General features: G+C 73.2%; 13 protein-coding genes. 4 read left to right on the top strand and 9 right to left on the bottom strand.

All coding sequences use genetic code 11. The features are described 5' to 3' along the window. Positions 1–27: 27 nt before the first annotated feature. Together COO58_RS23300 and sodN are read right to left on the bottom strand one after the other, a co-directional pair. A complete protein-coding gene (locus COO58_RS23300) occupies positions 28–552 on the bottom strand; it encodes a GNAT family N-acetyltransferase (protein WP_098747189.1) in 525 nt (174 codons plus the stop codon). Further along, positions 549–953 carry a superoxide dismutase, Ni gene (sodN, locus tag COO58_RS23295; RefSeq protein WP_089155059.1) on the bottom strand — a complete coding sequence of 135 codons (405 nt, stop codon included), beginning with the start codon at positions 951–953 and terminating at the stop codon, positions 549–551. The genes COO58_RS23300 and sodN overlap by 4 nt, the downstream gene beginning before the upstream one ends. Before the next feature lie 84 nt (positions 954–1,037). Between sodN and COO58_RS23290 the strand changes: the two genes are divergently transcribed. From COO58_RS23290 to COO58_RS23280, 3 genes are all read left to right on the top strand, one after another. Next, on the top strand, positions 1,038–1,388 hold the full coding sequence (locus COO58_RS23290) for a S26 family signal peptidase (RefSeq protein WP_245666145.1): 351 nt from the start codon (positions 1,038–1,040) through the stop codon (positions 1,386–1,388). A 152-nt stretch (positions 1,389–1,540) separates the two neighbouring features. Continuing rightward, positions 1,541–2,716, top strand: coding sequence for an NADP-dependent malic enzyme (locus COO58_RS23285; RefSeq protein ID WP_091570954.1), 1,176 nt, complete (start codon positions 1,541–1,543; stop codon positions 2,714–2,716). 77 nt (positions 2,717–2,793) lie between these two features. After that, on the top strand, positions 2,794–3,756 hold the full coding sequence (locus tag COO58_RS23280; RefSeq protein ID WP_176558944.1) for a zinc-binding dehydrogenase: 963 nt from the start codon (positions 2,794–2,796) through the stop codon (positions 3,754–3,756). Positions 3,757–3,818: 62 nt separating this feature from the next. On the opposite strand, the gene COO58_RS23275 is transcribed toward COO58_RS23280, so the two are convergent. The 3 genes from COO58_RS23275 to COO58_RS23265 form a co-directional block, all read right to left on the bottom strand. After that, positions 3,819–4,784, bottom strand: coding sequence for a chlorophyllase (locus COO58_RS23275; protein ID WP_091570957.1), 966 nt, complete (start codon positions 4,782–4,784; stop codon positions 3,819–3,821). 41 nt (positions 4,785–4,825) lie between these two features. Next, complete coding sequence (locus COO58_RS23270; protein WP_098747187.1) at positions 4,826–5,359, bottom strand: nucleotidyltransferase domain-containing protein; 534 nt, start codon at positions 5,357–5,359, stop codon at positions 4,826–4,828. A 74-nt stretch (positions 5,360–5,433) separates the two neighbouring features. Beyond that, positions 5,434–6,384 (bottom strand): alpha/beta hydrolase, encoded by a 951-nt coding sequence (locus tag COO58_RS23265; RefSeq protein ID WP_098747185.1) that lies wholly within the window; start codon positions 6,382–6,384, stop codon positions 5,434–5,436. Positions 6,385–6,565: 181 nt separating this feature from the next. Here COO58_RS23265 and COO58_RS30355 point away from each other — a divergent pair, with 181 nt between their 5' ends. Beyond that, positions 6,566–6,739: a hypothetical protein gene (locus COO58_RS30355; RefSeq protein ID WP_176558943.1), complete on the top strand. Its 174-nt coding sequence runs from the start codon at positions 6,566–6,568 to the stop codon at positions 6,737–6,739. Positions 6,740–6,753: 14 nt separating this feature from the next. On the opposite strand, the gene COO58_RS23260 is transcribed toward COO58_RS30355, so the two are convergent. The 4 genes from COO58_RS23260 to COO58_RS23245 form a co-directional block, all read right to left on the bottom strand. After that, positions 6,754–7,866 carry an acetate/propionate family kinase gene (locus COO58_RS23260; RefSeq protein WP_091570969.1) on the bottom strand — a complete coding sequence of 371 codons (1,113 nt, stop codon included), beginning with the start codon at positions 7,864–7,866 and terminating at the stop codon, positions 6,754–6,756. Continuing rightward, entirely contained in the window at positions 7,863–9,929 is a 2,067-nt protein-coding gene (pta, locus tag COO58_RS23255; RefSeq protein ID WP_098747184.1) for a phosphate acetyltransferase, read from the bottom strand. Before pta ends, COO58_RS23260 begins: the two co-directional genes overlap by 4 nt. 157 nt (positions 9,930–10,086) lie before the next feature. Continuing rightward, complete coding sequence (locus COO58_RS23250) at positions 10,087–10,266, bottom strand: DUF6104 family protein (RefSeq protein ID WP_091570976.1); 180 nt, start codon at positions 10,264–10,266, stop codon at positions 10,087–10,089. A gap of 64 nt (positions 10,267–10,330) precedes the next feature. Continuing rightward, on the bottom strand, positions 10,331–14,077 hold the full coding sequence (locus tag COO58_RS23245; RefSeq protein WP_098747182.1) for a multifunctional oxoglutarate decarboxylase/oxoglutarate dehydrogenase thiamine pyrophosphate-binding subunit/dihydrolipoyllysine-residue succinyltransferase subunit: 3,747 nt from the start codon (positions 14,075–14,077) through the stop codon (positions 10,331–10,333). Positions 14,078–14,251 lie beyond the last annotated feature (174 nt).

Raw genomic sequence — 14,251 nt, 5'->3', positions numbered from 1 at the left:
ATCCCCCCGGTGCGGGACTCTACCCGGTCAGGCGGCCGGGTGGGTGGGTGCGGGCGTCGTCCGCGCGGCGAGCGCGCGCAACGCCGGTCCGGTGAGCCGGTACGGGGTCCACTCGTCCATCGGCGTGGCCCCGATCGAGGCGTAGAAGCGGGCCGCCGGGTTCCAGTGCAGCATCCACCAGTCGAGGCGCTCGTAGCCGCGCTCGACGCAGATCCCGGCGAGGGTGGCCAGCAGCATCCGGCCCGCGCCGGTGCCCCGGGCCACCGGCCGGACGTAGAGGTCCTCCAGGTAGATGCCGTGCACGCCGGCCCAGGTGGAGAAGTTGAGGAACCAGAGGGCGAAGCCCACCGGCTCGTCGGCCGCGTCCACCGCGACGTGGCCGAAGAGCGCCGGAGCGGCCGGGAAGAGCGCCGCGTGGAGCTGTTCGGCGGTGAGGTGGCACTGCTCCGGGGCGCGCTCGTACTCGGCGAGTTCGTGCACCATGGCGACGACGGCCGGTACGTCCTCGGGACGTACCGGCCGGATCGTCGGTGCCGCGACGGGCGACGTCACGCCTGCTTGGTCTCCCAGAAGATCTTCGAGATCTCGTCGATCTTCGAGAGCAGCTCGTCGGCCTTGGCCGGGTCGGTGCCACCCTTGGCGCCGGCCGCGCCGGCCAGCTTGGTGGCCTCGTTGAAGAGCTGGTGCAGGTGCGGGTACTTCTCGAAGTGCTGCGGCTTGAAGTAGTCGGTCCAGAGCACCCACAGGTGGTGCTTGACCAGGTCCGCCCGCTGCTCCTTGATCAGGATGGCGCGGGTGCGGAACTCCGGGTCGGTGTTGGCCTGGTACTTCTCGCAGATCATTTTGACCGACTCGGCCTCGATCCGGGCCTGCGCCGGGTCGTAGACGCCGCACGGCAGGTCACAGTGGGCACTGGCGGTCACACGGGGCGTGAGGATGCGGGGAAGGCGCATCAGGGTCCTCCATGGGATGTTTGCGATGATCCAAGACGACACTACTCCTGGAGATGCTTTCCAGCGGGCGGGAGGTGAAACCCGGTGCCAGGTGTGAACGAACACGCCGTGCCCGCGCTGCGCGGGCCGCTGGTGCCGGTCCTGGTCACCGGCCCGTCCATGTCGCCCACGCTGCGCCACGGCGACGCGGTGCTGGTCCGCACCGGTGGCCGGCCGGTCCGCCCCGGCGACGTGGTGGTCGCCGTCTTCCGCACCCGCCCCGACCTGCTGGTGGTCAAGCGCGCGGTCGAACCGCGCGCCGGCGGCTGGTGGCTGCGCGGCGACAACGACCTGGTCGCCGACGACTCCCGGGCCTACGGCGTGGCCGACGTCCGCGGGCGGGTGGTGGCCCGCTGGTGGCCGCGTCCGGCCCGGATCAGGGGCCGGCAGGGGTAGCGGCGGATATGACCCCGCTCACATCCTGGGAGCCGGTGCGTGACTATGCTCGGAAAGTGCCCGGGTGACCCCCGCACCGCCGCCCCGCCGGTCGCTGACCACCGCTGACCACGCCGGCCGGTCCGTCTGCATCGACAGATCCTGGAGTCACCATGTCTTCGTCCACCCCGGACCCCGCTGATCCCGTCTTCCGGCTGCACGTCGGCGGCAAGATGGCCGTCACCTCGACGGTGCCGCTGACCAGTCGGGAGGACCTCTCCCTCGCGTACACCCCGGGGGTGGCCCGGGTGTGTGAGGCGATCGCCGCCGACCCCGACCTCGCCGACACCTACACCTGGGTGTCGCACACCGTCGCGGTGGTCACCGACGGCTCCGCCGTGCTCGGTCTGGGCAACATCGGCCCGCGCGCCGCGCTGCCCGTGATGGAGGGCAAGGCGGTGCTGTTCAAGCAGTTCGCCGGCGTGGACGCGGTGCCGGTCTGCCTGGACACCCAGGACGTGGACGAGATCGTCGCGGCGGTCCGGGCGATCGCGCCCTCGTTCGGCGGGATCAACCTGGAGGACATCAGCGCCCCCCGTTGCTTCGAGGTGGAGCGCCGGCTGGACGAGGCGCTGGACATCCCCGTCTTCCACGACGACCAGCACGGCACCGCGATCGTCGTGCTGGCCGCGCTGCGCAACGCGGCGACGCTGCTCAACCGCAAGCTCGGCGACCTGCGGGTCGCGGTCAGCGGCGCCGGGGCGGCCGGGGTGGCGGTGACGAAGATGCTGATCGCCGGCGGCGTCGACCCGGCGCGGGTGGTGGTCTGCGACTCCCGGGGCATCATCGGCCGGCACCGCGAGCTGACCGGCACCAAGGCCGAGCTGGCCGAACTCACCAACGCCGAGGGCCGCCAGGGTGACGTCACCGAGGCGCTGCGCGGCGCGGACGTGCTGGTCGGCGTCTCCGGCGGCCAGATCCCCGAGGCGGCGGTGGCCGGCATGGCCCCCGGCGGCATCGTCTTCGCGCTGGCCAACCCCACCCCGGAGGTGCACCCCGAGGTGGCCGCCCGGCACGTGGCGGTGGTCGCCACCGGGCGCAGCGACTACCCGAACCAGATCAACAACGTGCTCGCCTTCCCGGGCGTGTTCCGGGGCGCGCTGGACGCCGGCGCCACCCGGATCACCGACGCGATGAAGGTGGCCGCCGCCGACGCCATCGCGGGCGTGGTCGCCGAGTCGCTGACCCCGGACGCGATCGTGCCGTCCCCGCTCGACCCGCGGGTCGCCCCGGCGGTCGCCGACGCGGTGGCCGAGGCCGCCCGGCGCGACGGCGTCGCCCGCCGCTGAGGGTGTAAGGAGGGGCACCTTCTTAACGCCTCCGGTAGAGGAAGGGCCCCTTCTTAACGGCCGCTCAGCTTGTTACCGTGCCGATCATGCGTGCCGCCTATGCCTCGGCCTTCGACGCCGACAACCCGCTCGCCGCGCTCACCGTCGGCGACCGTCCCGAGCCGACCCACCCGCAGGACGACTGGGTCACCGTGCGGGTGCGGGCCAGCTCGCTCAACCACCACGACCTCTGGTCGCTGCGCGGCGTGGGGCTGACCGCCGACCAGCTCCCGATGATCCTCGGCTGTGACGCGGTCGGCACCGACCCGGACGGCAACGAGGTGGTCATCTACCCGGTGGTGCCCACCCCGGGCGACCCGCGCGGGGTCTCCATCCTCTCCGAGCACTACCAGGGCACCTTCGCCGAGCTGGTCGCCGTACCCCGGATGAACCTGCTGCCGCTGCCCGACGGCCTGTCGGCGACCGACGCGGCGTGCCTGCCCACGGCCTGGCTCACCGCCTGGCGGATGCTCACCACCAAGGGCCGGGTCGCCGACGGCGAGTCGGTGCTGGTCCAGGGCGCCGGCGGCGGCGTGGCCACCGCGGCGGTCGCGCTCGGCGTCGCGCTCGGCAAGCGGGTGTACGCGACCAGCCGCGACGCCGCCAAGCGGGAGCGCATCACCGAGCTGGGGGCGACCGCGCTGGAGCCCGGCGCCCGCCTGCCCGAGCGGGTCGACGTGGTGATCGAGACGGTCGGCGCGGCCACCTTCGACCACTCGCTGAAGTCGGCCGCCCCGATGGCCCGGATCGTGGTCTCCGGCGCCACCGCCGGCCACGAGCCCGCCGTCAACCTGCGCCGGGTCTTCGCCATGCAGCTGGAGATCCTCGGCACCTCCATGGGCACCCCGGACGAGCTGGCCGAACTGCTCGCGTTCTGCGCCGAGCACGAGGTCCGCCCGGTGGTGGACCGGGTGGTGCCGTTCAGCGGGATCGCCGAGGCGTTCGCCCGCCTGCACTCCGGCGAGGTCTTCGGCAAGGTCGTCATCGACCACATCGCCTGAGACGGATGGCGTGTTAAGAGGGGGCCCCTTCTCTACCGGAGGCGTTAAGAAGGGGCCCTTCCTTACAGGCGGTCGTCGAGGGTGGCCAGGCCGCCCCTGGCGGCGTCGGCGGGGAGACGCTTCTTCGCCGCCGGGTCGCCGTAGAGCGTCCAGCGCAGGAACTCGACGGTGGTGTCGGCGACCACGCCCAGCGCCCTGCCGTCACCCAGCAGCGCCCGACCGTGGTCGCCCTTCGGCAGGCTGAGCATCGCCTTGGGCCACGGCACCGCGTCGTAGACGGCCCTCCCGGCCGCGTACGACACCACCTCGTCCACCTCGCCGTGCACGAACAGCTGCGGCGCGGCGGCCCCGGCGAACGCGGTGCCGACGCCGAGCGCCGTGCCGGCGAAGACGATGCCGGCGTCGAGCCGCTCGTCCCGCCCCGCGGTGAACAACCCGATGGTGGTCACCCCGCCGGCGCTGTGCCCGGTCGCGGCGACCCGCTCCGGATCCAGCCGGCCGCGCAGCGGGTCGCCCGCCTTCTCGCCGAGGGCGAGCACCCGGGTCAGCACGTACGACACGTCGGCCGGCTGGTTGAGCACGTCCAGCGGGTTGCCGTCGCCACCCCGGCCGGTGTGCGGGAAGCGCGGCGCGGCGACCACGAAACCGGCCGCCGCCCAGCGCGTGAGCAGCACCTGGTAGTCCTCCGGCCGGGCGCCGAGGCCGTGACTGAACAGCACCACCGGGAACCGCCCGTCCGCCGCCGGCGCGGACCGCTCGGCCGCGCCACCGGCCGCGCCCTCCGCCGGGTACCAGAGCGTCACCGGCAACGGCCGGTCGCCGTCGCGGTTCAGCTTCACCTGGCGTACGCCGACCGCGAAGCTCTTCGTGGGCGCCTTCCCGGCGGGTACGCGCGGCGTGGGCGCCGTGGTCGTCGGCGGGGTGTCGGGTGCGGGCCGCCCGGTCGGGGCGGTCGGCTCGGAACAGCCGGTCAGGCCGGCGCCGAACAGGGCGGCGGCGGTGGCCAGGGCGACGGGACGACGGCGCATGAACTCGATTGTGCCTCGCGATCGGGGGCGACCCGGGCGGGTCAGCGCAGCGGGGGCCCGCCGGTCGACGCCCGGAGACGGGCCAGGTCGGCGGCGTCCTTGGCGCGGCGCGGCCGGTCGGGCATCCAGACCGGGAACATCTCCTTGAACTCGATCTGCGCGGCCACGCTGATCACCGGCGCGGTGAGTGGGCCGATCCGGCCGGCCGGGCCGTCCAGCATCCCCTCCGGCAGGGGGGTGCCCGCCCACGGGCCGGCCCCGACCACCACCCGTCCCGCCTCGTCCCGGTCCAGGTACGCGAAGCTCAGCTCGACGTCGCCCCGGAGCACGTCGAGCTGCGTCTCCGCCGGCATCCGCGGGTCGGGCCGCCAGCCGAGCGCGCCCAGCCGGGCGGACAGTCCCTCGGCGTCCCGGCGCCAGCAGTACCAGTCGACGTCGACGTGCGGGCGGCTCACCGTGCCGAGGTGGAAGTCCATCGCCCAGCCGCCCCGCAGCCACACCTCGATCCCGGCCGCCCCGGCCAGCTCGACCACCTCCCGGATCGCGCCAAGTTGCCGCCCGGTCACCCCGTCCACGCCCGCACCCTAACCGTCGATCATGAAGTTGGCGGCGTCCGGTGTCCGGTTTGTCACTGTCAACTTCATGATCGTCAGGTGGGGAGGGAGCGGGTGGTGAAGGTGGTCAGGGCGGGGGCGGTGGCGTCGGCGGGGAGGCGGCGCAGCGCGGCCCGGTCGGCGTAGAGCGTCCAGCGCAGGAAGTCCGTGGTGGTGGCGAGCACCTGGGGGAAGCCAGGTCGGCTGGGGTTCAGGTACTCGCCGTGGCCCTGACCGGGCAGGCTCAGGAACGCGGCCGGCCCGAGACAGCGGGCGTACGCGGCCCGGCCGATCGACTCCGGCACGACGCGGTCGGCGCCGCCGTGCACGAACAGCATCGGCGCGAGCGGCCGGGCGACGCCGGCGACCGGCCGGCCACCGGCGATCACGATCCCGGCCCGTACCGGGAACGGCTGTCCGGCGGCGAACATGCCGAGCGTGGTGTGACCGCCGGCGGAGTGCCCGGCGGCGGCGAACCGGTCCACGGCCAGGTGCGCGCCGAGCGGGTCACCGGGGCGGGCGCCCAGGCGGACCAGGTGACGGACCAGCCGCCAGGCGTCGGCCGGCTGGTTGCGGACGTCGTCGCGGGTGAAGCTCCGGGCCCGCAGGTTGGTACGGGGGTAGGTGGGCGCCGCCACCACGAAACCGGCGGCGGCCCAGCGGGTGGTCAACTGCGCGTGCAGCGCGGGCAGGCTGCGCAGGCCGTGACTGAAGACGACCACCGGGAACCGCCCGACGGCCACCCGGGCCCCCGCCCGGACATCCGGCGCGGCGGGAGGGGCGGTGACCGGGCCGGGAGAGGCGGACGGGTCCACCGGGTACCAGACGGTGACCGGCAGGGGGCGGATGCCGTCCGGGTCGACAGTGAACTGCCGCATCCCCACCGCGTACGGGCGCTCCGGCGCGGCCCGGACGCCGGCCGGGACCGGGCCGGTGGTGGCGACGGCCGGCCCGCAGCCGGCCAGCAGCGCCGTCATCAGCACGGCCACCAGCCGCTGCCCCGTCATGCCTGCACCGTAGGCAGCCGAGCGGCCCGGCCGCGCCCGCCGTCCGGGCCGGCTGCCTCCGCCACCCGGCCGGGCCGTGCCTCCACCGCCCGGGCGGGTTTGCGCGCGCCGGCCGCCCCGGTCCGTCGACGCCGGCACGGCGGGGCACGCGGGGACGGCGGGCTTCGCTAGGGTCACCCGCATGGCTGAGAACTACACCGACCCGAGCGGCAACACCGCGCAGTTCCGCGCCTTCGTGGACGCGCCCGAGCCGGCCGCGACCGCGACCGCGCCGTCCCGGCTGCCGTTGATCGCCGGCCTCGCCGTCGCCGCCGTGGTGGTCGTCGGCCTCGTCGCCTGGCTCGCCCTGGGCTGACCGGGCGGGCCGGGTCAGGCGGCCAGCACCTCGCGGGTCTCGCGGGCGATCTCCCGCTCCTCGTCGGTGCCCACCACGAGCACGGTGACCTCGGCGCCGGCCGGGGAGATCACCCGGTCGCCCGTGCCGTCGTTGCGGCCCGGCTCGACGGCGACGCCGAGCCGTTCCAGCCCGGCCAGCGACGCCGCCCGGACCGGCGCGGCGTGCTCACCGACGCCGGCGGTGAACGCGATCGCGTCGACCCGCCCGAGCAACGCGTAGTACGCCCCCACGTAGCCGGTGATCCGGCGGCAGTAGACGTCGAACGCCAGCGCCGCGTGCGGGTCGCCGGCGTCCCGGCGGGCCAGCACCTCCCGCATGTCGTTGACGCCGGTCAGCCCGAGCAGGCCGCTGCGGTGGTTGAGCAGGTCGTCGATCTCGTCCACGCCCATCCCGCCCTCGCGGCGCAGGTGGAAGATGACGGTCGGGTCGAGGTCGCCGCTGCGGGTGCCCATCACCAGGCCCTCCAGCGGCGACATGCCCATCGACGTGGCCACGCTCCGGCCGCCCTCCACCGCGCACGCGCTCGCCCCGTTGCCCAGGTGCAGCGTGATCGTGTTCAGCTCGGCGTACGGCCGGTCGAGCAGCTCCGCCGCGCGCCGCGAGACGTACGCGTGCGAGGTGCCGTGGAAGCCGTACCGGCGCACGTCGTAGCGCTCGGCGGTCTCCCGGTCGATCGCGTACGTGGCGGCGGCCTCCGGCAGCGTGTGGTGGAACGCGGTGTCGAAGACGGCCACCTGCGGGGTGTCCGGCAGCGCCTCCCGGGCCACCCGGATGCCGGCCAGGTTGGCCGGGTTGTGCAGCGGGGCGAGCGGGACGAGTTCCTCGATCCCGGTGACGACCGCGTCGTCGATCAGCACCGGCGAGCTGAACCGCCGTCCGCCGTGCACCACCCGGTGCCCGACGCCGGCCAGGCCGGTCAGGTCGAGCCGTTCGATGATCTCCCGCACCGCGCTCTCGTGGTCGGCCGGCCCGCCGCCGGGTTCGCCGATCCGCTCCACGGTGCCCTTGTCGCGGACCTCGTCGCCGTCGTACAGCCGGTACTTGACCGACGAGGAGCCGCTGTTGAGGACCAGGATGCGGCTCATTCCGACGCCTCCGCGGCGGCCTGGATGGCGGTGATCGCCACCGTGTTGACGATGTCCGGGACGGTGGCGCCCCGGGAGAGGTCGTTGACCGGCCGGCGCAGGCCCTGCATGACCGGGCCGACCGCGACCGCGCCGGCCGAGCGCTGCACCGCCTTGTACGTGTTGTTGCCGGTGTTCAGGTCCGGGAAGATGAACACCGTGGCGCGTCCCGCCACCGGGCTGTCCGGCAGCTTGGTCGCGGCGACCTGCGGGTCGATCGCCGCGTCGTACTGGATCGGGCCGTCGACCAGCAGTTCCGGCCGCCGCTCGCGGACCAGCTCGGTGGCCGCCGCAACCTTCTCCACGTCCGCCCCGGCGCCGGAGCTGCCGGTGGAGTACGACAGCATCGCCACCCGCGGCTCGATGCCGAACCGGGCCGCGGTGTCGGCGGAGGAGATGGCGATGTCGGCGAGCTGGGCGGCGTCCGGGTCCGGGTTGACCGCGCAGTCGCCGTAGACCAGCACCCGATCGGCGAGCAGCATGAAGAAGACGCTGGACGCGACCGAGACGCCGGGCACGGTCCGGATGATCTCGAACGCCGGCCGGATGGTCGCGGCCGTGGTGTGCGTCGCCCCGGAGACCATCCCGTCGGCGTGGCCGGTCTGCACCATCATCGTGCCGAAGTAGTTCGGCTGCGCCACGATGTCGTGCGCCAGCTCCGGCGTCACGCCCCGGTGCGCGCGCAGCTTCGCGTACGTGGCGGCGAACTCGTCCCGCCACTCGCTGGTCGCCGGGTCGACGATCTGCGCGTCGCCGACGTCGACGCCCAGTTCCCGGGTCCGTCGGGCGATCTCGTCCGGGCGGCCGAGCAGGGTCAGCTCGGCGACACCCCGGCGCAGCAGCACCTCCGCCGCGCGCAGGATCCGCTCCTCGGCGCCCTCGGGCAGCACCAGCCGGCGGCGGCGGGCCCGGGCCCGGTCGATCAGGTCGTTCTCGAACATCAGCGGGGTGACCCGGGCGGAGCGGGTGACCCGCAGCCGGCGGGCCAGGTCGTCGGTGTCCACGCAGCGCTCGAACGCGCCCAGCGCCGCGTCGACCTTGCGCGGGTTGGCCGTGCTGGGGCGGCCCTCGATCCGGCTGGACGCCTCGACCGTGTCGTAGCTGTCGGTGGGCACCGACAGCACAGCCAGCCCGGTGTTCATCCGCTCGACCAGTCGCATCGCCCGGGGGTCGGGTTGCTCGCCCAGCGTGAGCACCAGCCCGGCCAGCGACACCTGCCCCGCCACGTGCGCGGCGCCGGCCGCCACCAGCAGGTCGGCCCGGTCCCCCGGGGTGATCACCAACGCGCCGTCGGTGAGGTGGTCCAGCAGCGTCGGCACGTGTGCGGCGCCCACCACGTAGTCGAGCACGTCGCGGTCCAGCGCGGCCTGGTCGCCGGCGAGCAGGGTGGCGCCGAGCGCCGCCGCCACCTCGGCCACCGTCGGCGCCGACACGGCCGGCACCTCCGGGATCGCGTACACGGGGACCGGCAGCTCGGGCAGCGTCATCGGCCCGGGCACGCGGTTGGCGACCACCGCGACCACCGTCGCGCCCAGGTCGGCCAGATCGTGGTACGCGCCCCGCAGCGCCGCCGCGATCGCCTCGGGCGGCTGCCCGAAGCCGTCCACCACGGGCACCACGACGCTGCCGAACTCGGTCGCCAGCCGGGCGTTGAAGGCCAGCTCGCGCGGGCCGGCGCCGTCCCCGTCGGCGAAGTCGCTGCCCACCACCACGACGGCGGGGCAGCGTCGTTCCACCTCCCGGTAGCGGGCCACGATCGCCGAAATCAGCTCCTCCCGGCGGCCGTTCGCGACCAGCTGGGTGGCCTCGGCGTAGGTGGCGCCGTGCAGCTCGCCGACCGGCAGCTCGACCCGGTAGCGCTCGGTGAGCAGGGCCAGGATCGGGTCGGCGCCGTCGCCGGCGACCAGCGGCCGGAACGCGCCGATCCGCCCGACCTGTCGGGACAGCAGCTCGGCCAGCCCGAGCGCCACTGTCGACTTGCCCCCGCCCGACCCCACACTGGTCAGGTACACGCTGCGCGCCACGACCTCACGCTACAAGATCGCGCGAACCCGCGCCCGGGTCCTTCGCCCCCCGCGCCAGCCCTCGTCGATCTTGCACTTACGGCCCGGACAAAAGCCGCTGTCCGGGCATCTGCCGGGCCGCAACCGCACGATCGCGGGGGAGACGGGAGGGAGGGGACTAGTCCTCGTCCTCGTCGTCGAGGCGGGCCAGCCAGGTGGCGAAGCGTTCGATCGGGGTCTCGAACTCGGGGTTCAGGTCGACGAAGTCCCGCAGGCGCTCGCCGAGCCACTCCAGGCTGACCTGCTCGTCGCCCCGGCGCTCGACCAGCTCCTCGATGCCACGGTCGGTGAAGTACACGGTGTTCCTCTCGTCGTACGGCAGCGGCCCGCCCCGATGTCGGGGCGGGCCGCTGCGGGTGATGTCACGGGCGGGGGAGAGCCGCCTCGATCAGCGCGTTCTGCTCGACCTCGTGCATCTTCGCCGAGCCCACCGCCGGGGCGGCGGCGGACGGGCGGGAGATGCGGCGCAGCCGGACCTCGGGCAGGTGCTCCAGCAGGTTGAGCGCGACGAACGACCAGCCGCCCTGGTTCGCCGGCTCCTCCTGGACCCAGGCGAAGTCCTCGGCGTTCGGGTACTGCGCCAGCGCGGCCCGGACCTCCTCGACGGGCAGCGGGTAGAGCTGCTCCATCCGGAGGATCGCGGTGTCGGTGACGCCCCGCTCCTGCCGGGCCTGGAACAGGTCGTAGTAGACCTTGCCCGAGCAGAGCAGCACCCGCTTCACCTGCTCCGGCGCCGGGGCGGCGGTGTCGGCCAGCACCGGCTGGAAGGTGCCCGTGGTGAAGTCCTCCACCGGCGACACGCAGAGCTTGTGCCGCAGCAGCGACTTCGGCGTGAACACCACCAGCGGCTTGCGCTTGGGCGACAGGGCCTGGCGACGCAGCAGGTGGAAGTAGTTCGCCGGGGTGGTCGGGATGGCCACCCGCATGTTGTCCTCGGCGCAGAGCTGGAGGAAGCGCTCCGGGCGGCCGGAGGTGTGGTCCGGTCCCTGCCCCTCGTGGCCGTGCGGCAGCAGCAGGGTGACCGCGGAGCGCTGGCCCCACTTCACCTCGCCGGAGGAGATGAACTCGTCGATCACCGACTGGGCGCCGTTGACGAAGTCACCGAACTGGGCCTCCCAGGCCACCAGCGCGTTGACGTTCTCCACCGAGTAGCCGTACTCGAAGCCCATGGCGGCGTATTCGGAGAGCAGCGAGTCGTGGACGAAGAAGCGGGACCGCTCGCCGTCGGCGGTGAGCGACTTCAGCGGCAGGTAGTCGTCGCCGGTCTTCGAGTCGACCACCGAGGCGTGCCGCTGGACGAACGTGCCCCGGCGCGAGTCCTGCCCGGCGAGCCGGACCGTCACGCCGTCGTGCAGCAGCGAGCCGAACGCGATGATCTCGCCGAAGCCCCAGTCGATGCCGCCCTCGACGGACATCTTCCGGCGCCGCTCCAGCAGCTGCTGGATCCGCTTGTGCGGGGTGAAGCCCTCCGGCAGGTTGACGTGCGCCTCGCCGATCGCCTTGACCACGGCGGCGTCGGTGGCGGTGTCGACCTGCGGCTCCGGCTCGTCCTCCCGCTTCGGGCGGCTGAGCTGGCGCGGGCTGGTGGCGGCGTCCCGAGTGGCCTTGAAGACCCGCTCCAGCTGCCCCTGGTAGTCGCGCAGCAGCTCCTCGGCGTCCTCCACGGTGATGTCACCGCGCCCGATCAGCTCCTCGGTGTAGAGCTTCCGGACCGACCGCTTCGAGTCGATGATCTTGTACATCTCCGGGTTGGACATCGACGGGTCGTCGCCCTCGTTGTGCCCGCGCCGGCGGTAGCAGACCATGTCGATCACGACGTCCTTGTTGAACGCCTGCCGGTACTCGAAGGCGAGCCGGGCCACCCGGACCACGGCCTCCGGGTCGTCGCCGTTCACGTGGAAGATCGGCGCCTGGATCATCCGGGCCACGTCGGTGCTGTAGAGGCTGGACCGGCTGTACTCCGGGGCGGTGGTGAAACCGACCTGGTTGTTGACCACCACGTGCACGGTGCCGCCGGTGCGGTAGCCGCGCAGCTGGGACAGGTTGAGCGTCTCGGCGACCACGCCCTGGCCGGCGAAGGCGGCGTCGCCGTGCACCGCCAGCGGCAGCACGGTGTAGCCCTCCAGCTTGAGGTCGATCCGGTCCTGCTTGGCCCGGACGATGCCCTCCAGCACCGGGTCGACGGCCTCCAGGTGCGACGGGTTCGCCACCACCGACACCTTGACCGCGTGCTCGCCGTCCGGGGTGGTGAACTTGCCGTTCTGGCCGAGGTGGTACTTCACGTCGCCCGAGCCCTGCGTGGAGCGCGGGTCGAGGTGCCCCTCGAACTCGGAGAAGATCTTCTCGTACGGCTTGCCGACGATGTTGGCCAGCACGTTGAGCCGGCCCCGGTGGGCCATGCCGATGACGACCTCGTCCAGCCCCGCCTCGGCGGAGGACTCCAGCACCTCGCCGAGCAGCGGGATCAGCGACTCGCCGCCCTCCAGCGAGAAGCGCTTCTGGCCGACGTACTTGGTCTGCAGGAAGGTCTCGAACGCCTCGGCGGCGTTGAGCCGGTTGAGCACGTGCTTCTGCTCGTCGGTGCTGGGCTTCTCGTACTTGCGCTCGACCCGCTCCTGGATCCAGCGCCGCTCCTCCGGGTCCTGGATGTGCATGTACTCGATGCCGACCCGGCGGCAGTAGGAGTCACGCAGCACGCCGAGAATCGAGCGCAGCTTCATCCGCTGCTGGCCGGCGAAGCCGTTGACCGGGAAGACCCGGTCGAGGTCCCACAGCGTCAGCCCGTGCTGGAGCACGTCCAGGTCGGGGTGCTTGCGGATCTTGAACTCGAGCGGGTCGGTGTCGGCCATCAGGTGGCCGCGCACCCGGTACGCGTGGATCAGCTCGTGCACCCGCGCGGTCTTGTTGATCTGGCCCTCGCTGTCGACGGCCACGTCGCGCATCCAGCGCACCGGCTCGTACGGGATCCGCAGCGAGGTGAAGATCTCGTCGTAGAAGCCGCGCTCGCCGAGCATCAGCTCGTGCATCACCTTGAGGAACTCGCCGGACTGCGCGCCCTGGATGATCCGGTGGTCGTAGGTGCTGGTCAGCGTGATGACCTTGCTGACCGCGTTCTCGGCCAGGGTGGCCTCGCTCATGCCCTGGTAGGGCGCCGGGTATTCCATCGCGCCGACGCCGATGATGGCGCTCTGGCCCTGCATCAGGCGCGGGATCGAGTGCACCGTGCCGATGCCGCCCGGGTTGGTCAGCGAGATGGTGGTGCCGGAGTAGTCCTCCATGGTCAGCTCGTTGCGGCGGGCGCGCCGGACCACGTCCTCGTACGCCTGCCAGAACTGCCGGAAGTCCATCTGCTCGCAGGCCTTGATGGACGGCACGACCAGGTTGCGGGAGCCGTCCGGCTTGACCAGGTCGATGGCGATGCCCAGGTTGACGTGCTCCGGGCGGACCATCGCCGGCTTGCCGTCGACCTCGGCGAAGGAGTTGTTCATCTCCGGATGCTCGACCAGCGCCCGGACCATCGCGTACCCGATCAGGTGGGTGAAGCTGACCTTGCCGCCGCGGCCGCGGGCCAGGTGGTTGTTGATCACGATGCGGTTGTCGACCAGCAGCTTGGCCGGGACGGAGCGCACGCTGGTGGCGGTGGGGACGGAGAGCGAGGCGTCCATGTTCTGGACGATCTTGGCGGCCACGCCGCGCAGCGGGGTGGTGCCGGCGGCGCTCGCGGCCGGCGCCTTCGCGGCCGGCTTGGCCGGAGCGGCCTTCTTCGCCGGGGCCGGCTCGGGCGCCTTCGCCGCCGGCTTGGCGGCGGGCCTGGCGGCCGGCTTGGCCGGAGCGGCGGGGGCGGCCTTAACGGGGGCGGGCTGCTCGGTGACCGTGGCGACGGCCTCCTGCTGCTCCGCGGGCTCGGGCTTGGCGGCCGGCTTGGCCGGCGCCTCCGCGCGCGGTGTGGCGGCGCCCGGCGCCGGCCGGTAGTCGGCGAAGAAGTCGTGCCAGGCCGAATCGACGCTCGAGGGGTCGGCGAGGTAGCGCTGGTACATCTCCTCGACGATCCACTCGTTCGGGCCGAAACCCGCCAGTGGGTTCTCCTGCGATGTCTGCTGGGTCGACACGGCCGCTAATCGCCTCTTTCACGCGGTTGTGAATGTCTCGCGGTGGCTCCCGTGCCCGCTTCGCCGGGGCACGGAAGACGGATCCCAGGCTACGCCGTGCGATTGCCGCAGGCATTCTCGCCTCCGGCTGGTGGCCCGTTTCACAGAAGATGCCAGAAGTTCGGCAAACGCTGC

The organism is Micromonospora sp. WMMA1996 (assembly GCF_002573675.1).
In the GTDB taxonomy this organism is placed as follows: Bacteria; Actinomycetota; Actinomycetes; order Mycobacteriales; family Micromonosporaceae; genus Micromonospora; species Micromonospora sediminicola.
Note: the sequence above shows the minus strand (reverse complement) of the source record. Positions and strands in the feature narration are given on the sequence as shown.